Source organism: Taibaiella koreensis, from assembly GCF_003545715.1.
In the GTDB taxonomy this organism is placed as follows: Bacteria; Bacteroidota; Bacteroidia; order Chitinophagales; family Chitinophagaceae; genus Taibaiella; species Taibaiella koreensis.
The window spans coordinates 1,494,153-1,514,019 of the sequence record NZ_QVNU01000001.1; the positions used below are offsets into that span (position 1 = coordinate 1,494,153).

16 protein-coding genes are annotated in these 19,867 nt (G+C 52.9%); 7 read left to right on the forward strand and 9 right to left on the reverse strand.

Going from position 1 to position 19,867, the window contains the following annotated elements; all coding sequences use genetic code 11:
• Position 1 precedes the first annotated feature (1 nt).
• Both DZK30_RS06595 and DZK30_RS06600 read right to left on the reverse strand, forming a co-directional pair.
• Positions 2–991, reverse strand: a complete 990-nt coding sequence (locus DZK30_RS06595) for a metallophosphoesterase family protein (protein ID WP_118973266.1) — start codon at positions 989–991, stop codon at positions 2–4.
• A gap of 787 nt (positions 992–1,778) precedes the next feature.
• Positions 1,779–2,717 carry a class I SAM-dependent methyltransferase gene (locus tag DZK30_RS06600; protein WP_162902905.1) on the reverse strand — a complete coding sequence of 313 codons (939 nt, stop codon included), beginning with the start codon at positions 2,715–2,717 and terminating at the stop codon, positions 1,779–1,781.
• A 149-nt stretch (positions 2,718–2,866) separates the two neighbouring features.
• Between DZK30_RS06600 and DZK30_RS06605 the strand changes: the two genes are divergently transcribed.
• On the forward strand, positions 2,867–3,628 hold the full coding sequence (locus DZK30_RS06605; RefSeq protein ID WP_118973268.1) for a hypothetical protein: 762 nt from the start codon (positions 2,867–2,869) through the stop codon (positions 3,626–3,628).
• A gap of 12 nt (positions 3,629–3,640) precedes the next feature.
• On the opposite strand, the gene DZK30_RS06610 is transcribed toward DZK30_RS06605, so the two are convergent.
• Together DZK30_RS06610 and DZK30_RS06615 are read right to left on the reverse strand one after the other, a co-directional pair.
• Complete coding sequence (locus DZK30_RS06610; RefSeq protein WP_162902906.1) at positions 3,641–6,253, reverse strand: PKD domain-containing protein; 2,613 nt, start codon at positions 6,251–6,253, stop codon at positions 3,641–3,643.
• A gap of 47 nt (positions 6,254–6,300) precedes the next feature.
• The gene (locus DZK30_RS06615; protein ID WP_118973270.1) at positions 6,301–8,568 is read right to left on the reverse strand and encodes a gliding motility-associated C-terminal domain-containing protein; all 2,268 of its coding nucleotides are present in this window, start codon (positions 8,566–8,568) and stop codon (positions 6,301–6,303) included.
• 230 nt (positions 8,569–8,798) lie between these two features.
• On the opposite strand from DZK30_RS06615, the gene DZK30_RS06620 reads away from it, so the two are divergent.
• Both DZK30_RS06620 and DZK30_RS06625 read left to right on the forward strand, forming a co-directional pair.
• On the forward strand, positions 8,799–10,781 hold the full coding sequence (locus tag DZK30_RS06620; RefSeq protein ID WP_118973271.1) for an ATP-binding protein: 1,983 nt from the start codon (positions 8,799–8,801) through the stop codon (positions 10,779–10,781).
• Between the two features lie 3 nt (positions 10,782–10,784).
• A complete protein-coding gene (locus DZK30_RS06625; protein ID WP_118973272.1) occupies positions 10,785–11,435 on the forward strand; it encodes a response regulator in 651 nt (216 codons plus the stop codon).
• Positions 11,436–11,523: 88 nt separating this feature from the next.
• Here the strand turns inward: DZK30_RS06625 and DZK30_RS06630 are convergent, their stop codons facing one another.
• Positions 11,524–13,131: a T9SS type A sorting domain-containing protein gene (locus DZK30_RS06630; protein WP_118973273.1), complete on the reverse strand. Its 1,608-nt coding sequence runs from the start codon at positions 13,129–13,131 to the stop codon at positions 11,524–11,526.
• 162 nt (positions 13,132–13,293) lie between these two features.
• On the opposite strand from DZK30_RS06630, the gene DZK30_RS06635 reads away from it, so the two are divergent.
• Positions 13,294–14,589, forward strand: coding sequence for a PQQ-binding-like beta-propeller repeat protein (locus DZK30_RS06635; protein ID WP_118973274.1), 1,296 nt, complete (start codon positions 13,294–13,296; stop codon positions 14,587–14,589).
• 75 nt (positions 14,590–14,664) lie between these two features.
• Here the strand turns inward: DZK30_RS06635 and DZK30_RS06640 are convergent, their stop codons facing one another.
• Entirely contained in the window at positions 14,665–15,561 is an 897-nt protein-coding gene (locus DZK30_RS06640; RefSeq protein WP_118973275.1) for a dihydrodipicolinate synthase family protein, read from the reverse strand.
• Positions 15,562–15,605: 44 nt separating this feature from the next.
• Positions 15,606–16,067: a cupin domain-containing protein gene (locus tag DZK30_RS06645; RefSeq protein WP_118973276.1), complete on the reverse strand. Its 462-nt coding sequence runs from the start codon at positions 16,065–16,067 to the stop codon at positions 15,606–15,608.
• A gap of 102 nt (positions 16,068–16,169) precedes the next feature.
• On the opposite strand from DZK30_RS06645, the gene DZK30_RS26390 reads away from it, so the two are divergent.
• From DZK30_RS26390 to DZK30_RS06655, 3 genes are all read left to right on the forward strand, one after another.
• Positions 16,170–16,847: a GntR family transcriptional regulator gene (locus tag DZK30_RS26390; protein ID WP_240432872.1), complete on the forward strand. Its 678-nt coding sequence runs from the start codon at positions 16,170–16,172 to the stop codon at positions 16,845–16,847.
• Entirely contained in the window at positions 16,775–17,593 is an 819-nt protein-coding gene (locus DZK30_RS26395) for an aminotransferase-like domain-containing protein (protein ID WP_240432878.1), read from the forward strand. Before DZK30_RS26390 ends, DZK30_RS26395 begins: the two co-directional genes overlap by 73 nt.
• A 191-nt stretch (positions 17,594–17,784) precedes the next feature.
• Entirely contained in the window at positions 17,785–18,585 is an 801-nt protein-coding gene (locus tag DZK30_RS06655; protein ID WP_240432873.1) for an alpha/beta fold hydrolase, read from the forward strand.
• Positions 18,586–18,802: 217 nt separating this feature from the next.
• On the opposite strand, the gene DZK30_RS25725 is transcribed toward DZK30_RS06655, so the two are convergent.
• Together DZK30_RS25725 and DZK30_RS06665 are read right to left on the reverse strand one after the other, a co-directional pair.
• Positions 18,803–19,126: a hypothetical protein gene (locus tag DZK30_RS25725; protein ID WP_162902907.1), complete on the reverse strand. Its 324-nt coding sequence runs from the start codon at positions 19,124–19,126 to the stop codon at positions 18,803–18,805.
• 92 nt (positions 19,127–19,218) lie between these two features.
• Positions 19,219–19,857: a response regulator gene (locus DZK30_RS06665; RefSeq protein ID WP_118973278.1), complete on the reverse strand. Its 639-nt coding sequence runs from the start codon at positions 19,855–19,857 to the stop codon at positions 19,219–19,221.
• Between the last annotated feature and the right edge of the window lie 10 nt (positions 19,858–19,867).

The following is a 19,867-nucleotide window of genomic DNA, read 5'->3' on the forward strand; positions in this document are numbered from 1 at the left end:
ATTATTGATGTGGCGCCTGAGCGGCATAGACTGTAAACGAAAGGATGTTCCCAAAGCCGCTCAGGTCGTCCTTCAGCGCCCTGCAGGTGACGAGCAGCGTATCCGCGTTACGTTTGACCATCAGGTAGTGGAACGCAGGGTGGCAGTCGTCATCCTCGCATTCGATGCGGCCGGCGCCGGTATTCAGGCGCTGACGGATGCCGCCGCCGCCGCCGATGACCAGAAAGGTTTTACCTCCTGTTTTAAAGTGCTCGAAGTTGTGGGAATGGCCGCTGAGGAAAAGCATTCCTTTAGCCGTTTTTATAAAAGGCGCTGCAAACAAGGTCCGCACCTTCAGGTTGCTGCCCACTACCTTGCTATTGGAGTAGGGAGCGTGATGACAGGCTACGATGATAACCTTTACCGAGTCATTGTGGTCGAGCGCTGCAAGCGTTCTGGTATAGAATCGGGCTTGTTGCTCTTGCTCCGCTGTGCTCAGCCTGGAAAAGTTGGAATTCAGCAGCAGGATGGCCACGGAATCTTTGATTATGTAGTAGCCGGTCTTATTGTGCTGTGGAAAGCGTTTTTGAAAGGCGTTTACACCCGATCTGGCATTGTAAAGATACTCATGGTTGCCCAGGCAGGCCCATACCTGGCTTCCGTCTTTTCTCATACTATCCAGGAAGTGGTCCACGCCGGTCCAGCGCGCGGGCTTGGAACCTGCCGCCACCACATCACCCAGTAGGAATACAATTTGTGGCTGCTTGCGGAGGATATCGTCGAAGATCAGTCCCGTAGCCGTCCGGTTGAAGGGTGTACGGTGAATTAGCCTTTCCACGAACAGCGGGGCTTGTGTATCGCTCACAAAGACCAGCGTATCGTTGCCGGTAGCCATTGCTTCGGTAGCTTGTGCATGTGTAGTCGCCGGGATCATGGCGAAGCTGGACAACAGTAGCTGGAACCACAGCCGGTGGCTAATCCTTGTGCTCTTTACATAACGGCGCTGCTTCATAAAAGATTGTTGCTATACAGTTCCAGACAGACTGATAACAAAATACCGGCGCAAAAGATCAGAGCGTTTTATTTTATCTGAATATGTGATATCAATGTCATTTAGTTAAGAAACAAGGTATCTATGGCATTTTAAGATTTCGTCCCGTGAAGGCGATCTCTTGAGCTAAGGGAATAGCCTTCTTTTAATCTATACTGATATCCTTTTTCAACAGGAAGAGATCCTTCATTCGCAAGCTGCGCAAGCGATTGAGGATGACAATAGCGAGTTTACGGTTACGGTAGCCCAAACCATAAACATACCATTGTCATCTGACATCTATGGGGCCATGGAAGCATCTCAATACCCTTGAACAACTTAAGACATTGCCCCGATAAGCGCAGATGATCAAGGCCCGCTATTCGCTACCGGCATATGCCTTTAGCGGGAGAGATATTCTAAGGAAGCATCGGTACCAAATCTTTGCAACCTTTGCGTCGGCTTGGCGACCTCAGCGGTTAACTACATACCTATTTCCTTAAATGCTTAACTAAACGACATTGATATGTGCTATAGGAAACGCCTGACTTATTTCTCCCATATCGGTTGCTGTGCCTGTCGAAGCGCCAATGCATCATCGCCCTTTCGACAAGCTCAAGGACCGGTGGGTATTTTGCTTCCTATGTCGGCAAGTTGGCTTATTTAATATGGGAAAAGGCATAACTCCGGGCCAGGAATGCTCAAAGTCTCTTTTATACGAAAGAGCCATTTAATCATATTGGTTCCATTGAAGCACTTCCAGTGTTTTCTATTTACTGGTAAAGCGGCATAGACTGTAAGGATTGTTCGCATTACCCTCACAAAGGTCCAGCCAGCTTTGGGCGGCTATGACCACAGAACAGGGCCCATAGGTAAAGATACGGATAGCTCTCCTTGCTGCTTCATGTTTTAAAAGCAGCAGTACTTGTTGCAGCATCCCGCCTTCAAAGGGGGTGTACATAAAGAACACGGTGCCACCGCTGTAGTCGGCCTTACGGGCATCCTGGTTAATAAAAGTGACGGCGGGAAGATCCAATTGCTGTGCGCAGACCGTAGCATAGCGGCAGCAAGCCGGCTCGTACTCGATGCCCGTTGCCGGTACACCGGTCAGCAGGTGCACGAGTATACACACCTGTCCCAGCCCGGAACCCAGGTCGAAAAAGACATCGTTTTTGCTAAAGGCTGCCTGCTGTGTCAGCTGCAGGATGACCCTTGCCGGGGTCTTTTGGTAAAACACCATCCCGGTCTCTCTTTCTGAGTGGACTTCAGGCAATATCTGTTCCGATAACAGCGCGTTAAAGAAGAAATCCATTTCGTCGTAGCCCGGCTCTTTTGACTGTGTCAGATCAAGTATCCTTTCAGCTCCCAGATAATCGTTGACAGTTTGAAGAAAAGTTGCCGGTGTATATTTCCTGTTGCAGATCGCTTCGCGCAGCCCCCGGAATAAGGCCTTGTCTACCTGCTCCAGCTTTGCTTTGATCCGCAAGGCTTCGTCTTTCAAAGCGATCAGTTCCGGATGAGATATGGGGGTGTTCAGACTTTCCATCCGGTCCAGGACATGGAACTCAAGAAAGTCGATGGCCGCTGCCCGGCCGGAAAAATGACGGGGAGCTTCAAGGCCGGGTCTGGCCTGCACCTGCTGCAGGTCAGACCGTATATCGGTCAGGATAGAAAGGAGAATGGGGGTATCGGTTGTCCTGGTTTGCATATGGCCGGTTACATAAGGCAAGTTATCAAACCTGGGCGGGATGGCAAAAGCAGATTTTCCGATCCTCTGTGTAAGATACCTGTTGTTGTTCGCATTGACCCTTTTCTGTAATTTCGAATTAAAGGGAACTGCTGCCCGGAACAACGCCCATGAAAAGCCTTTTTTTAATCGCCTTCCTTTTTGCTGGCTCCTTTGTCTACGCTCAGGATGCTGCTAAGGTTGAGCATAAGCTTCTGTCGCTTTTTAGCAATATCAAAGATTACAGGGTAGACGAAGACGTCTCTGGCGATTCGGTCGCGGATGCCAATGTGCGTTTTGAGCAAGCGCTGGTCAATGCGTTGCGGCGACAGCCCGCGCTCATTCATTTTCCATTTAGCAAGCTGAGCCGGGAGCATTTGAAGATACTTACCAGCAAAGACGGGAAGCTCAGGCTCTATAATTGGGACGATAACCTGGGCGGTACCATGCGGGGCTTTCGCACCGTCGCCCAGTTGGAGTCTGCCGACGGAAAGCAGTCTGTGGTTGCCTGGGGCGAAGACCAATCCCGGATCAACGAAGTGTATACCGTAAACAGCCCTTCGGGTGCTACCTATTACCTGCTTTCAACGACCTTCATAGGTAGCACGGCCTTGTTCGGGGAGGAGATCACGATCTACGCTGCCGGCCATGATGGACGTCTGACCAAGGCGCCTGTTATCAAAACGAGCACACGTCTCAGCAGCAGCATAGGCTGCGAACTCGACTACAGCGCTTCCGTAAACAGGAATAGAAAGCTGCCACGTGCCCAACCGGCCGGTTATGATGCCACCCGGCAGGAAATTTCGATCCCGCTGGTGCTTGAAGATGGCACTATCACCTCCCGTCGCATCAGGTATCGCTTTAACGGCACCTTGTTTGAAAAAGTTAAGTAAGATCTACGAGGGTTAACGGATCAATGTAACGTTGCCCTGGTAACGTTCCTGCCGTCTGCCGTCGATCTCGGCTTCGATCTGGTAGATGTATACGCCCTGCGGCTGGTCTTTATCGTTGAAGCGGCCATCCCATCCTTTTCCGTCTATACGTTCCGTAACAAAAACCACCTGTCCCCAGCGGTTAAGCAGCTGCATATGGAACCTGGTTACCCGGCGCGACAACAATTGCCTGGGAAAGAAATAATCGTTGACCCCGTCGCCATTGGGTGTAAAGGCATTGGGAATATCGATATAGCAATCTTTGCCGATAACCACGCTCTCTGTAGCGCTGCAGCCTAATGGGAGCAGGCTTAGTGTTAGGCTATACCGGCCAGGATGCACTACCTTAAGCAGAGCGCTGGTATCGCCGGTGCTCCATACCCTTTGGTAAGGGCCCTGGGGCGCAGGACCAAGGGCCTGTAGGTATAGTGGATTGCCGTCAAGGCAAAGCGACGAGTCGGGGCCCAGGTCCACATGGGGTAGGGGATACACCATGATTGGCTTGCTGAAAGCATTGTCGGGACAGGCCCTGAAATGGAAGGTTACCTGCACCTGCTGCCGGCCTTCGCGATCGAAAGCATGACTGATCCTTTCGTTGGCGGTGATCCTGTTATCTTCGTCGCCGAACTGCCAAGATAGGTTCAATGCTGTACTGTCGATAAGTGGTGTAAAGAGAATCGCTTCGCCCGTACAGATACTGTCCCTGCTGGTAAGAAAGCTGCCGGCCAGCAACGAATCGACAATGACACTTGCCATAGCAGTATCATAGCAGGGATGGCCGGTGCCGGCGATCAGCCGGACCTCATAGCGGCCGGGATGCGGATACAGATGTGCCGGGTTTTCCAGCGTGGCGCCACTGCCATCGCCAAACTGCCAGATCCATGAAACCATGTCCCCGGTAGAAGTGTTGGTAAACGAAATGCTTTCCCCCATACAAATCACCGTGTCCGATAGCCGTATGCCTGCCTGGTAAGGTGACGGTGGGGGAACGGCAATGCTTAAGAAGGTGCTGCAATCATTGCTGGTGCTAACCTCCAGACGGTACTGCCCTGCGGTGATATGATTCAGCGTATCACCATGATTGGTTGTCAGGGGGCCGCGTAATACCAAGCTGCCGGTGCCGTTGTACCAGGTGTAGGTATAGGTAGTGGTATCGCCGGGCGCCGGGGTTGCCCAGGCCATGGCATTCGTATCGTTACGGCAGCCAGCTTCCGCATGCCATTGCGGGCGCTGTCCTTCGAAGCTTACCCTGAAGGTATCTATATGGAACACACAGGGCGGCGTATGATAGCTTACCCAGTACATGCCGGGATCGCTTACCGGTGCGGAAGGGCCCGCGGGGCCATGGCTCCATTGGTAATCCCAGCCGGAGGCGTTGTTTGCCGTCAACGTATGACTGGTGCTGAAACAAGGTGCTTTGCTGAGCTGGCTGCTGTAGAGTGAATCTCTCCTGATCTCCGGCACCACGCTGGGCAGGCCGAAGATCAGGTTGGTATTGGGCTGCAGGAGTATGGCATTGCCGACTAAGGTGCTGGCAGTGCCGGCAAGATTGGGGTGCAGGATCATACTGAGCGCACCGGTACCACCACAATAGACCTTTCCGTCAGGGCCCCTCCTGATCGCACCGGCGCCGGCCGCGCCGATATTCGTCTTTGAGCTCACGATAGCCGGAAAGCTACCGGCATTCAGGTTGTACTGCTCGATCCCTGCGGTGGTTACTGCGTTGGTATATAGCTTGGAGTTATCAGGTGAGAAGCAGGCGCTGTAGCGGCCCAGGGAATCCAGTATCCGCTGGTTCGAGACCTGCCCGGTAGCAGGATCGAAGGCAAACAGCTCCAGCGCGCCGCCGAAGGAAGAGAACGGCACTGCCCGTGTCATAGCCAGCATTTTCCGGTCAGGCGATACATCCATCTGTCCGTAATTGCTGCCTGTCGTTAACGGGATACTGAAGGTGGAGACGACGGGGATGGATTGCACACCGGCATCGTTTACCTCAAACGCCTTAATGTGTTCTGTTGTAGCATTGCTCACCGACAGCGTGAGCACCCATATATTGCAATGGTCGCCTGCTACGCCTGTCATATGCTCGGTATTCATCGAGTCCAGCAAAGTACCCTTTCCTGCAGCCACCACATCGCCCATGCCGCCATTGAGGCTCATATCGACCACGCTGTAATAGAGCCTGCCGCTGTTGCCGCCCAGTTCGATGGAGGTAAGCGAAAAAATATAATACCGCGATGGCTGGCCGGGCATGGGGACAATAAGGGCGCCCTGGGCAGTGCTGGAAGTAGGGCCGTAAGCGGGATAGGAAATATCGCTGATCAAAGCAGCGCCGTTAGGCATGACCAGGTGGCTGCGGTTCCACACCGTATTGCCTTCGGTATAAAAAAGCAGCTGCCCGCCGGGATCGCATACACTGGCGCAGGCCTCATTAGCATGTATCTTGCTGCGCAGTGATAAGGGTGGCGTGCTGTTGAAGCTTACGCCGGCGCTGTCGCCGAATATCCATACTTGTTCGCGCTGGGCATATCCCTTGCCCCATAGCAATAGAAAGGCTAGCAGAAAAATGGCATAACGTCTGATCATCACAGGAATTTTATTTAGGATAGCCATACAGTTTGGGAAAGTGCGGTTTAATGTATGAGGGTTACGTCGCCCTTGCGATAATACTTTACTTCTTTGGCGCCGCCCAGGAAGCTTAGCTCATACATATAAGTGCCCGCATCAGCCGGTTGTCCACCCGGGTATGTCCCGTTCCAGCCGCCCGAGGGATCGGCACTGCTGTAGACCCTGCTGCCGTAGCGGTTATAGATATTGAACACATATTGCCGCACGGGACAGCCGCTGGCGATCACGGGATGCAGCACATCGTTGAGGCCGTCGGCATTGGGCGAAAAGGCATTGGGCATATTCACTACACAGGCGCATATCTGTCCGGTGATCTTCAGGGTATCGGCGCCGGTACAGGTATTGTCGGTGACCTGCACCCAGTAGATGCCGGTATCCGAAACCGGTAGCTGTGGCGCATGGCTGCCGTCGGACCAGAGGATAGCTGCACCAGAGGGTGCATTGGCCTGCAGCGTTACGGTTGTATGGACAGCTTCTTCCAAGCATAGCGTGATGTCGTCTCCGAGCGCCTGCCTGACATCAGTCACATTCACCTTAATACTATCGCTTACGGTGCAGCCCTGCGCTATTACACTTACCCAATACTGGCCGGTCTCCGATACGGTGTAACGGCTGCCGTTACTGCCGTCCTGCCAACGGTAATTCCCGCCGGGAACGGTAGCGTTAAGTGTCAGCGTATTGCCGCCACAGAGCAGGGTGTCGTTGCCAAGTGTCAGCGGAATATCAGACCCGGGGCTTACGATAAAAGTATCGATAAGCGGATGGCAGCTATCGCGGCATAACACCCAATAAGTACCGGTGGCGCCTACACTAAGGCTGCTACCGGTGCTGCCATCGCTCCAGGTGTAGGCATCATAGCCGGAAGGGGCCGTCAGGGTTGCCGGTTCCGGAATGCCGTTAAGCCGACATACGATCGTATCTTCCCTGGTATAAGTGGTATCCGGTGGAAAAGCATAAACCACTTCGGGCGGAAGAGAAGATACAGGTGCGCCGTAAGCAAAGCCGGAATAGTGAAAATTGCAGGCAGTGCCAGCGAGATCAGGCTGCCCGATTATCCAAAGCGAATCGGACATGGAGAAAGGTGTGATCATGTAGATCTTGCCGTCGTACAAGCGCATACAGGCCCATGGCGGCGATGCCTGGCTGATGGAGATCTGGGTCCCGGCAATCACGGTTGAATCGTGCGCCGAGATGTCATATTGCAGCAGCGAAGCGGGGCCGAAAATATCCACCGGATCGGGCTTCACCACGTAAAGCCGGCTGTTGTTCTGGGAAAAAGCCACGGAATAGGCATCCAGCGACTGACCTACCTGTACGGCATCGCTTACCTGTCCGGTTCCGGGATCGAAACGCGACAGCAGCACACCGGTGGTGGGGCCGGCGCCCATGCCGGAAGAGCAGCTTGTAATGGCCAGCAATTTCCGGTCTGGCGATACGGCCATGGCACCCACACGATAAGCACCCGGGCCCGCGGGACCCTGTATCTGCGCACCGGCGGTAGTGATCACAGGATTGGGATCCACGCCGTTGCGCGTAATGTGGAAAGCCCTGAATACGGGATTGAGAAAGTCGTGCACCATCAGCCATATATCGCAGTTGTCACCGGGAACGGCGATCATGCTTTCGCTCAACGGCTCCACGCCGCCCAGGGGAATATTTTTCTGACCCGGTACAACACCCCCGAGCCCCCCGTCGAGCGACATGTCCACCACGGAGTAGAAAAGAAAGGTTGTCGGTGGTGGCGGATTGCCCGTAAGCCACGAGGTGGGGCCGCACAACGAAAACACATAGTATTTGCCGGGCTGGTTAATAAAGGGAACAATACACACGCCCTGATTGGTGCTGCCGCTGCCCCCGCTTTGCTCCCAACTGCCCATCCATTGTGTATTGCCAAACAATGTATCGCCATTGAGCATAATATTGAAGCTGGCGTTCCAGCAGGTGCGCCCGTTGGAATAGAACAACAATGTACCCGTGACCGGATCGGCCACGGAAGCAATACCTTCGTCAAAAGAGAACATGCTTGCCGGCGTCATGGTCAGCGGAAGGGTATTAAAGTTGAGGGCGCAAGGCGGGTTGTCTATATTGAGCGTCCATACGCTGTTGGCTTTGAGAAAGCCGGGTCGTTGGTTATAGCTTTGGCTGTGACCCAATGCGGGTAAAAAGCAGCAGAATAATGCCGGCAGCAACCTGATTAAGATACCGGTTATCCAGGAGTTCAGGCTTCGCGCATACAGGCCCGGTGTACGGGAGGAAGGGTGGTAGTATTGCATAGTGTCATGAGATTGCCGCTAAGGGCATTATATAATGCTTAAATTGCTTACGCCTTCAAATGGGGCCTGGTAGTGGTGTTTGGGCAGGAGGTACTACAAATCTAATTCAAGAGACAGGATAATGCTTCACCGGGTATAGGGATGAAAGCATCCATTTCCCGGAAAATGAATGAAAACATCCATGCCGCCGCTGCGCTACCTCGCCGGGGATCGTCGTACTTTTGAAAAAAATGAAGAAGCGCTTTTACGGGCTGTGGACCGGTAAGCCGGTAGCGATCTTATGGGTTGTGGTGCTGTGCTGTGCCTGCCACCAAAGCCTCCATGCGCAGCAGGAATACCGGAAAGTAAGCGACTCGGCAGCGATCGCTTCACTGATACGGACATCCATGCAGATCCAGTTTCACTTCCCCGACAGTGCCCTGGCTTTGTCCCGGGAGGCTTTGTCGCTCAGCAGGCAAGCGCAGAACAACCGCTATATCATGCGGGCGCTGATAGCGGTTGGGGCCTGTCTGCACAATGTTAAAGCCGATTATCCCGCAGCAAAGGTCTATTTCCTGGAAGCGCTCGCTTATGTAGGAAAAGTGCCTGCGGAAGGCCGGGTGCTGACTCGCTTATACAACAACCTGGGCAATGCCTACATGGCCGAGAACAAATACGATACCGCCGTTCAGTACTACTTCAAATCGCTGGACGTGCTGAAAAAGGAAAAGAAAGCAGATACGCAATCCCTGATGCTCAGTTATGGCGGCGTTGGCAGCGCTTTTGCCGAAATGGCTAAGCTGAGGCTGGCCTTGCATTATCTCGGGCTACTGGAACAGCTTGCTCTTAAGGTGGGCGACACTGGCCTGGTAGCTGCGGCATATACCGGTATGGGTAATGCCTATGGCAACCAGAAGACGGCCGAAGGTATTGACTCGGCGGCAAAATATTTCCGGAAGTCTTTGCCGCTGTACTTGTCCTTAGGACGCAAAGGCTATGCTTTTATGACCTATCTCAGCCTGGGGCAGGCCAGTGTGGACAAGGGGCAGCTGGAACTGGCAAAACGTTACTACGATTCGGCGCTGGTGCTGGACCGTGATCAGGCATTCAGCAACCCCGACTTTTTTAAGGGGGTAGGAGGGCTTGAATATAAAGCAGGACATTACAGGGAGTCAATACCTTATCTCAAAAAAGCCCTGCTGCTCAGCAAGGAAAGCGGTTCCCGTCAGAACCGGCTCGATATACTGGAGTACCTCACGGGTGTTTATAAGGAGCTGGCCGATTACAGGCAGGCATTTGCGTACCAGAGTGATTATGTGCGGCTGCGCGACAGCGCTTTGAACGAGGAAATGGTTCACGCCATCAGCCAGCTGGAGGTCAGGTACCGCACTTCGGAAAAGGACAGGGAGCTGGTGGCAAGCAAGCTTCAGCTAGCCCTCGCGCAGGCGCGGTTAAGCCGTAACCAAAGCTTGTTTATAGGCATTGTTGCTGCTGTGCTGGTGATCATCGTCTCGATGGTGATCGTGTTCCAGAAGCAAAGGCTGCAGCTGCAGAAGGCCAAAGTTTCGGAGCAGGAGCAAAGGGTTGAACAACTTAAAGCCGTAATTGACGGGGAGGAAAGGGAACGCAGCAGGATCGGGCGGCAATTGCATGATGATATTATGGTAGAGCTTTCGATTGTGAAAATGGGCCTGAATGCCCTGCCGATCCAGTATCCCGATGTGAAACATTCGGGCAGCTATACCAACCTGGTGCAACAGCTCGACCATACCAGCCGGAAGCTGAGGCAATCGGCGCACAACCTGATGCCGGATGCTCTGCTCACGGAGGGCCTGGTGCCGGCCATCAGCTATTTCTGCAACAATATTATCCGGATGACAGGACTGCGTATCCATTTCCAGCACTATGGTCATATTCCGCGGCTGTCGCCCGATATGGAGATCAGTATTTATCGTATCGTGCAGGAGCTAGTGCAGAATACGATCAAGCATGCCAAGGCGACGAATACGTTGGTGCAGCTGAATTGCAGGGAGCATATCCTGAGCATTACGGTAGAAGACGACGGCATCGGTTTCCTGCCCGGGCACGATACAACGGAAAATAAAATGGGCCTGAAGAGTATACAGACACGACTGAAAGCGCTCAACGGTATGATCGATATCCATGCCTGCGATCCCCATGGTACGTCGGTCAATGTCTCCCTCACGATTCCGGCGCCGGATGAAAAAATATAAGCTATGAAAAATATCCATATTGCTATCGCCGACGATCATCCTATGGTGATCAGTGGCCTGATCGCGCTCCTGCAGCCTTACCGGCATATACTGGTGCTTACCACACATACCAATGCCGCTCAGTTGATGGAAGGGCTCGATTACTACAGGCCCGATGTGTTGTTACTGGACATTCTGTTGCCCGATCGCTCGGGGAAGGACCTGGCGCCGGAACTGAGAGAGAAATACCCCGATATGAAAATACTGGTGCTCACCAGCTTGGATGCACCCTCAATGGTAACTACTATGATGCGGCGCGGTTGTACGGGTTACCTGCTCAAGGGGGCCGAGCCGGAGACACTGCTGGAAGCCATTGAGACTGTATCCGAAGGCAAAGAATACATAGATGCTTCGCTTAAGGAGCAACTGATGCAGAATATGCTGCACTTTAAGCAACAGTCACAAACCAAAGGAATTGTTCCGGAGCTGACCCAGCGCGAAAAGGAAGTGCTCGGGCTCATCGCCGCCGAATATACCACGCGGGAGATCGCGGAGAAATTATTTGTCAGCTATCATACGGCGGAAAATCACCGGAACAACCTGATCCAGAAGCTTGATGTGAAAAATACCGTCGGGCTGATCAGGGTGGCGATCCAGCTGGGTCTGGTGAAGTGAACCGATGCCGGAAGGGAAGGGCTGTCTCCTGCATTTGACAATGCAAATAGAGGAGACAGCCCTTTTAATGTATGTTTATTTTGTAAGTTTACCGGCTTGCCCGGCTCACTTTAGTCTTGAAATCGATACCCGCTTCTGCTGAATGGATATGCAGCATATACAGGCCGTTGGGAAAGCGGCTAGTGAAAATGCGCAGCGGGGCGCCGGCTTCACAGTACCGGTTATCTGTATAGACGATCTTGCCGTCCAGCCCGGTTATCGTTAGCTCATATCGACCCCTTGCCGGGATACCAATGTCCAGGAAATCGCCGAAAGGATTAGGGTATATGGAGGGTACATCCGATGGCACCGGGCCGGCAAGCTCGGCTGTGGCCTTAAAGGTTACGCTGGGCCAGAGTTTGCTCTTGTAACGCATAAAGGTAGCGCCGCTCCATTGTGAGAAAGCGGCGTACAAGCCGTTGACACCGCTGCTCAGGTTCTGGCCTGAAAAGGAAAGCGTGCTGACCGATAAGCTGGGCACGTAATCGATAAAACAATAGGTGTTGGGTATCGTATCCGGAGGGGTACCGTTGACATCTCGCATTTTTTTGCTGAGGTACCGGCCGTTGTTGCCCGTTGAGCCGTAGGCCACAGACATATGCCGCGACATCCAGCCGATCTGGAGCTCCGAGGCATCGGGGGTATAGCTGAGTACCGGTAGCGATAGGATATTGTTATAGGGTATAGGCGTGGTTGTGTAACGGTGCACGGTCTTTGAATAGGGGCTGGTCGCGGTAGCCCTGTTCATGATCAATGCCCGGATATTTTCAGTGGTGCCGCCGGTGGTATGCTCTACATCGCCGAAGACGACCGCCCATTTCTTAAATGTATATTTATCCGGACAGTCGATGCGCGGTGCATCGATGCTGAAAGTAGGCGGTGAGGTATAGCTGCCTTCCGTGGCAGGTATTGCTGTAGCCGTAGTGACAATATTATCGAAGGGCAGACTGATCACACGGATCACCCCCGGGTTGTTGCGGGCGCAGAGATAAATGTTCCTGCCGGCTCCCAGCGCACCTGAATATTGCCCCAGGCTTACATCAGGAGCGAAATAGCCGCTCAGGCCCGGTACAGTATACCGGGGTCCGAATACCGCATCATACCGGGCGGCTCTCACATATACGCCGGAGTCAGGCTTGGCCCAGGTGATTACAAGTCCCATATCTTCAATATTGGCGTCTACATTCACCCCGCCGCAATAATAGCTTGGACTGGCAAGCCATTGGTCGGTTGCAATGGGTGTCAGCACGCCGGAAACTATCTTGTAGGTATTGTAAAAGTACCCCAGGGTAGCCCTGAAATAAGCCGCCAGTACTTTAACCGTGTCGTGATCGGTATAGAGGGCCACATCGATATCGCAGCCGGTAAGCGGCACATTGCCCTGGTTAATGAGCGCGCCGGAAGGATCGGTGACCCGCCAGGCAATACCGCCTGCGCTGATGCCATATTGATCGCCCTCATCCCAGCAATGCACATAGAAATTGTTAAGCGCCATACCCATAGTCGCATCGCGGGTTTGTTGCAGACTACTGGCCCCGGAGTTGTAAGGCGATACAGGTGTTGCGGGTAACGGGAATTCGGGCGTCGTCGCGGGTGCCTGTGCCTGAGCGCCGGCGAGGGTCAGCAAGGTACAGGCTAATAGCAGTACTTTCTTCATAGTTGTTGGATGTTTGATGAGCTACAAATCTAACTACAGGTACTGCAGGATCGCTGCAGTAGCGGCCAGCGCATTTTCCGGCACAGGTAGCGCTTATTAAAATATAGTCCGCGTTTTCCTAATCAACCCGGTCTTTACCATATCTATGCTTAACTCTGCAGCATGATCAGGAACATTCTATGCCTTTTTGCTGTGGTTCTGCTGCTGCAGCCTTGCTATGCACAAAGCCGTCCCGTTAAGCAAAAGCGATCCGGAGTAAGAAAAGAGATTGCCGTCGACACAGCCGGAGGGCCTGCGATATCGGCTCCTGCGGAAAACGACGCCAATCGCTATTCCAATAACCAGGTGGCCACAAGCGATAATATTCTGGTCACCCGTGTAAGGCCGGAGACAGTTCCTCCCGCAGCTATACTGAAGGACGCGCTGATCATCTATGCGACAAACGGCAGCATTCTTTCCTGGGATATGGAACAGAAAAAGACCAACTGGACTTATAAGGAGAAAGAGGTAGCTGACAATGGTGGTAATCGTTTCAGCGTAGATGGCGCTTTGCTCTATATACCCTTTGTCAACGGAGCCATCACTGCGCTGGACGCAAACACCGGTAAGACTTTTTGGGCAGATAAGATAGGGCTGGAAAAAAATGAGGCTCTGTTGACAGGGCAGGCCGCCCCAATCAGCGGTGACAAAGTGTTTATTGCTGCCCGCAATAATAACCTGTATGCTATCGACAAGCGCACCGGCGCTATGGTATGGAACTACCGGCTGGAATATCCATACAATATCTATTCGCCTTTGCTGGTGAACGATGCGCTTTTTATCAATAATGCACCCTATATCTATAAATTCATTGCGGAAAGCGGTCAGGCCATCTGGCAACGGGGCTTCAGCAAGGCTATGTACAGCGCGATAGTGAGCGATGGACGTCGTGTTTATGCCGGTGACGAAGATAAAACCCTATACGCGATCAATCCGGCCGATACTTCCCGTATTGATTGGAAATTCAGCCTTGAAGACGAACAGTTCCACATCGATGAAAACCTGATCGCAGGCGAGGGGGTGCTATACCTGGCCGGTAAGGCCAATCCCGGCTCCACAGCCTCGTCGGTCTATGCTGTGCGCATGTCGGATGGTAAAAAGCTATGGCGCTCCGATCTGCCGGCGAGCGGGATTGCCGATCTGTGCCTGAGCGGTAAGCTCCTTTACGGCTATATAGACGAAACTATTTTTGTTCTGGATGCTGCTACCGGTGAGCAAATGATCATGATACCGACGGAGGAAGTCCCGGTTTCCAATATTATCGCTGAAGAAGATGGGGAAACCATGCTTTACCTGAGCAATAAAGGGCTGGTCCGGTACAATCATACTAAGGGCACGTTTGTCACCACACCGATACCAGGCTTACAAACAGTAGCCGACTATAAAGCGATAATTGCCCGGGTAAAGGCAAGCAAATAAACAACGCTTTTGTGAAAGCAATGGAAACGGCCCGGTCATCCGGGCCGTCGGTGCATTAAGGGTAAGAGGCGGTCGCTATATCTTTTCGTTTACGGGTAATGCTGCCAGTATACATTGCAGGCTTTCCGTTTCGGATCCGGTCAGGGGCTGCAGCGGGCTGCGCAGGTAACCGCTTTCGACCCCCATCAGCTTCAGGCCCTGGTGGATGGTCCTCGGTAACCCTTTGGCGACAACGAATTGTAATAACTCGCTTTGCCGGTAAAACAAAGTACGGGCTTCGTCCAGGTCATTAGCTTGTATCGCCTGGTATAGTGCAAGATTCAGCTCAGGTATCAGGTTGGGCGCCGCCGTACACCAGCCCGTAGCGCCTGCCGCAAAAGCCGCCAGGGCCAATGGGTTTGAACCGTTATAAAAGGCGACTTCCTCACCGAGCATGCGACGCAGGTAATGCATACGTTGCACATCGCCGGTGCTTTCTTTGATCATAGTGATATTGGGTATTTCCAATAGTCGTTTCAGCAGTTGCGGCGACATGTCCAGCCCGCCTGTGGCCGGGTTGTTATAAGCCATGATCGGAATGGAAATAGCAGCGGCTACCTGGTCATAATGCTTCATTATCTCCTCGTCGGTAAGCTTCCAGTAGCTCATTGGCAGGATCATGACCGCATCGGCGCCGGCGCGCTCTGCAAACCGGGCATAGCGTATCGTCTGGGCCATGGTCAGGTGAGAAACACCGATGAGCGTGGGGATGCGGCGATCTACCTGGGTTATTGCCGCCAGGATAAGAGCCTCCTTTTCCTCATCGTTAAGATAAGGCAGTACACCGGTGCTGCCCAATGGCGCGATGCCTTGTACGCCGGATCCGACCAGCCTTTCCACCAGTTGCCGGAACAAAGGAATGTCGACCTGCTCTGAAGCATCGAACGGCGTGATGGGATAAGCGATCACGCCTTTAAACGGAACATGTTTCATTGTTGAACGATTTAATGTTTGTGAAAATGAGTGCGTAGCATGGGCTACAGATCGCGGCCTTCCTCTTCTCTTAAAGCTACGCCCAGGTTCTGGAGCTGGGGCGCATTTTCGCAGGCAATGTAGCGTGCCGGCTCACTATCGCTGGTATTCTGATGCCTGTGCCAGGCCCAGGAAGGAATATAGACAGCGTCGCCGGCTTCCCATTCGACACGTTCGTCTTCTACCTCCGTCCATCCTTTTCCTTCGAGTACAAACAGTACGGTCTCGTAAGTGTGACGATGCCGGTTGGTCAGCTGACCGGGTAAGAGGCCGCCGATGGTCATGCTTACATTTTTACTGGGAAGGTCGACGAAGAAGACGGGGTGCTTTCTTTCGGTAGAGAATTGATCATGTTCTCCGGCCTGCTCTACCTTGCGGTGAATGAGTTTTCCGGGCTTAACGAACCGGGGGCGTGCAAAGGTTTCGTGAAAGTCCTTTGAGCTGAACTGCTTTTCCTTAGTTTCCATTTTTGCTTGATATTTTTAACGTCCTTGCAGGATTGCGATACAAAAGTATTTCCCTTATGGACTACCTTTATGACTCAGTTTTAACATAAATACCTGGTCCAGATGCTCAGACCCTGGAAATTAGAAATACAGCTGGACGGTCAATCGGATAAGGCCATCTATCTCCAGATCGCCGACGCGGTGATTGCTGCGATCCGCACGGGCCGGTTAAAAGGCGGAGATGCCCTGCCGGGCGGCCGGCAGCTGGCGGCCTTACTCCATGTTAACCGGAATACCATAGTAGAGGCCCTGAATGTGCTGCAGCAGGAGGAGTGGATCGTCGCTATACCACGCAGGGGCGTCTTTGTAGCAGAAGCCCTGCCCCGCCTGCCGCAGGCTAAGGGTAAAACCAGCCCTCGCCGGCCAAACCCTCAGCCGGAGAAGCATCCCGGCATGATCGTGTTCGACGATGGGCATCCCGATAGCAAAATTGCCCCGGTAGCCGGTTTGGCACGGGCCTATCGCCAACTGTTCCAGCAACAGGCCCGCTGGCAGATGATGGGTTATAGTGAAGCCACCGGCACACCGGCGTTCCGTATGGCTATGGCCCAAATGCTGAACCAGCAAAGAGGGATGCGGCTGGACCAAGATCAGCTGTGCATTACCCGGGGAAGCCAGATGGCGCTCTATCTGGCAGCGCACAGCCTGCTGGAAAAGGAGATTATGTCCTGGTCGAAGACCCCGGCTACCGTCCTGCATGGGAAGTCTTCACGCAGGCCGGGGCCCGGCTGTTGCCGGTAGCCCTGGATGGGGAAGGTATTTCGGTAGCAGTGGTCGAACGGTTGCTGAAGCGACACAAGCGGATCAAAGCCCTGTATCTTACACCGCATCATCAGTATCCCACCACGGTTACCCTGAGCCTGCAGCGGCGATTGGCGCTGGTAGCGCTCTCACAGCAATATGGGCTTACCATCATTGAAGATGATTATGATAATGAGTTTCATTTCGGCTATCGTCCGGTCTTGCCTTTGTCCAGCTTCGCCGGGATGGAACGGTATCTGTATATCGGTACTTTGAGCAAGATCGTCGCACCCGCATTGCGTATCGGTTACCTGGCCGGAGACCCGAGGTTAGTTGCCCGGGCCGGTGTACTACGCAAGCTTATCGATGTACAGGGCGACAACATCATGGAACAAGCGGTACAGCAGTTGATACAGGATGGTACCCTGAGAAAGCACCTGAGAAAGGCGACCGCTTATTATCAATCCAGGAGGGACTTGTGCGGAACGCTGATAGCGCATTACCTGGAGGATATTGCGACATGCACTTTGCCTGAGGGTGGCCTGGCCTGCTGGCTGCAGTTCAGAGAAGGCATAGATATGTCATCATTACACAAGCGATTGCTGAATAAAGGTGTGTCTGTTATTCCTGCTTCCCGTTTCGACTTCAGGGGCCGGTATATTCCGGCGATGCGCCTGGGCTATGGTTCTCTGGCTGCGGCCGATCTTGAAGAAGGGATCAGAATGATGGCCCGTCTGGTACGCTGAGTGTTTTGAACAAAAGCTTGTATCAGGACATATCCGGAAACACCCATAGTGACATTGTCGGGAAATGCCCTTAGAATGTCAGGTTCAACCCCTCTCGTTTGATGCCGGCATCGTTACTTTTGTAAAAAAGCAGGGCAACTGAACGGGCTGTTCCCGGGCTGCCTGAGGATAACTTAAACCTAAACAACATAATGATGCAAGAAGCGATAACGGCTGCTTATGCGCCGGTGAACGGGATCAGTATGTATTACGAGATCCACGGCAGTGGCGATATACCTCTGGTGCTGATCCATGGCGGCGGCTCGACCATCGATACTACTTTTGGTGAAATACTACCGTTGCTCGCGGCGCAGGGAAAAGTAATCGCCGTGGAGATGCAGGCACATGGCCGCAGCTCCGATCGTGAGGCGCCCGAAAGCTTTGAACAGGATGCGGCCGATATTATAGGTCTGCTCGATCATCTGGGCGTAACAAAGGCCAATATACTGGGTTTTAGCGATGGTGGCTGTACCGCGCTGGAGCTGGGACATAGCTATCCCGGCCGTGTGCATAAGCTGATTGCGATCTCCTGCAACTATCTCAGATCCGGGATGATCGACGGTTTTTTTGAAGGCCTCGGGAAGGCAACGCTGAACGACATGCCCGAAATGTTCCGTAATGCCTTCCTGGAACTGACGCCGGATAGGAACCGTTTGCAGACAATGTTTGAAAAAGATGTAACGCGGCGGCTTCAGTTCAGGGATAGGGACGACGACTATATCAGCAGTATCCAGGCGCCAGCTTTCATTATGGCCAGCGACAAAGATGTGATCAGGCTGGAACATATCGTTAGGATAGCGCGTCTGCTTCCCGATAGCCGGCTGGTGATATTGCCCGGACTGCATGGATCTGTGCTGGGCGCCATCGAATCGGGGCCCGTAGCGCAAGCGCCGGAAGGAAAGACACTTCCCGCGATCACTGCCGGAATGATCGCCGCCTTTCTGCAGGAATGATGATGTTACAGATATTGTTGCCGTACATTTCCTGTGCCAGTATCTGCCAGGTGATTAAAGCAATTTGGGAACAGTTTGGCGCCGCCCTTACTCCAATTCCGGGTCCCTGCCCATTTTAAGGTCATATTTTTCTGAAGATCTGATTTTGCCGATAAGCCGGCTTAGCTGTTCCTCGATATTGCCATCCTGGCTTTTATTTCGGAGCAACAAAAAGCCCCTAAAGAAATAGGGGCTTGCTGCATACTGGTATCGTTTGGTTGGCTGTGTTTCGTCTTTGTTCAAATAAATATCCCGGGAGAATAAGGCCTGGGTACCCCTGCTTGCGAAGCTGCTGTTTAAAGGCTTCAACTGCGACTTCTACGTCTGTCATCATGCCGGCAGGAATAGATAGCGTCAGCGACCGTCCGTGCCAGTCGAGCGTACATTCATAGTGCATACCGTCCTGCCGGGGACGATAACGCCAGGTGAAACGGATGAAATCCAACGCGATCCAGGACTTGAATACTGTTCTGATCTTACCGGCCAGTTCATTCTGTTTCATATTTTAGAAATAAACAAAAACCGTGCCAATTTTTTAGAATTCAAAGGGCTGTTGGGCCGGCGTGCTTTTCCGGTGGCATTTGTTGTCGCCCGTTATTGCGCCAGGCCCAGTTTCAAGGCCTTTTTGACGAGCACGGCGGTGTTTTCCGCATCGAGCTTCAGCATGATATTGTTACGGTAATTCTTAACGGTTCCCGGACTGAGAAAAAGCTTTGCTCCGATCTCTGCAGCGGTATAGCCATCCACGATCAGTTGCAGGACCTCCTTTTCCCGTAGGGTGAGCGCCGTTTTGGAGAAGCCGGAAGCGCGGTGCTGCTGGTTCATTTTCCCGATCTTCTCCTGCATTTCCGTTTCGATAAAAGTCCCGCCTTCATACACGGTTTTGATAGCGGCTATAAGGGTTTCCGTTTCCGCCGTTTTCAGGATATAGCCCTTTGCGCCTCTCCTGAACATATTGTTGGCATAAAGCGCGCTGTCAAAATTGGTGAGCACGAGCACCTTTATCCCCGGATATTTCTTAAGGATGACAGGCAATAGCTCATCGCCGGTAATATCGGGCATTTGAATATCGAGCAGCAGCACATCAGGTGCATGGCCTTCGAGACCAGCCATGAGCGCCTCACCGGTAGCATAATGCCCTATCAGGCAAATATCCTGGTGATAAACCAATACCCGTTGCAACCCGTCGATCACGATCGGGTGGTCGTCTGCAATAATGAGGTTGATCGTCATAAAAATTGCC

What these genes read in the sequence shown, in the direction of transcription:
- DZK30_RS06620 (WP_118973271.1), top strand. Translation starts at nt 8,799, where the DNA reads ATGAAGAAGCGCTTTTACGGGCTGTGGACCGGTAAGCCGGTAGCGATC.
- DZK30_RS06630 (WP_118973273.1), bottom strand. Translation starts at nt 13,131, where the DNA reads ATGAAGAAAGTACTGCTATTAGCCTGTACCTTGCTGACCCTCGCCGGC.
- DZK30_RS06625 (WP_118973272.1), top strand. Translation starts at nt 10,785, where the DNA reads ATGAAAAATATCCATATTGCTATCGCCGACGATCATCCTATGGTGATC.
- DZK30_RS06655 (WP_240432873.1), top strand. Translation starts at nt 17,785, where the DNA reads ATGATGCAAGAAGCGATAACGGCTGCTTATGCGCCGGTGAACGGGATC.
- DZK30_RS06635 (WP_118973274.1), top strand. Translation starts at nt 13,294, where the DNA reads ATGATCAGGAACATTCTATGCCTTTTTGCTGTGGTTCTGCTGCTGCAG.
- DZK30_RS06615 (WP_118973270.1), bottom strand. Translation starts at nt 8,568, where the DNA reads ATGCAATACTACCACCCTTCCTCCCGTACACCGGGCCTGTATGCGCGA.
- DZK30_RS06640 (WP_118973275.1), bottom strand. Translation starts at nt 15,561, where the DNA reads ATGAAACATGTTCCGTTTAAAGGCGTGATCGCTTATCCCATCACGCCG.
- DZK30_RS06610 (WP_162902906.1), bottom strand. Translation starts at nt 6,253, where the DNA reads ATGATCAGACGTTATGCCATTTTTCTGCTAGCCTTTCTATTGCTATGG.
- DZK30_RS06600 (WP_162902905.1), bottom strand. Translation starts at nt 2,717, where the DNA reads ATGCAAACCAGGACAACCGATACCCCCATTCTCCTTTCTATCCTGACC.
- DZK30_RS06665 (WP_118973278.1), bottom strand. Translation starts at nt 19,857, where the DNA reads ATGACGATCAACCTCATTATTGCAGACGACCACCCGATCGTGATCGAC.
- DZK30_RS26390 (WP_240432872.1), top strand. Translation starts at nt 16,170, where the DNA reads ATGCTCAGACCCTGGAAATTAGAAATACAGCTGGACGGTCAATCGGAT.
- DZK30_RS06645 (WP_118973276.1), bottom strand. Translation starts at nt 16,067, where the DNA reads ATGGAAACTAAGGAAAAGCAGTTCAGCTCAAAGGACTTTCACGAAACC.
- DZK30_RS25725 (WP_162902907.1), bottom strand. Translation starts at nt 19,126, where the DNA reads ATGAAACAGAATGAACTGGCCGGTAAGATCAGAACAGTATTCAAGTCC.
- DZK30_RS06595 (WP_118973266.1), bottom strand. Translation starts at nt 991, where the DNA reads ATGAAGCAGCGCCGTTATGTAAAGAGCACAAGGATTAGCCACCGGCTG.
- DZK30_RS06605 (WP_118973268.1), top strand. Translation starts at nt 2,867, where the DNA reads ATGAAAAGCCTTTTTTTAATCGCCTTCCTTTTTGCTGGCTCCTTTGTC.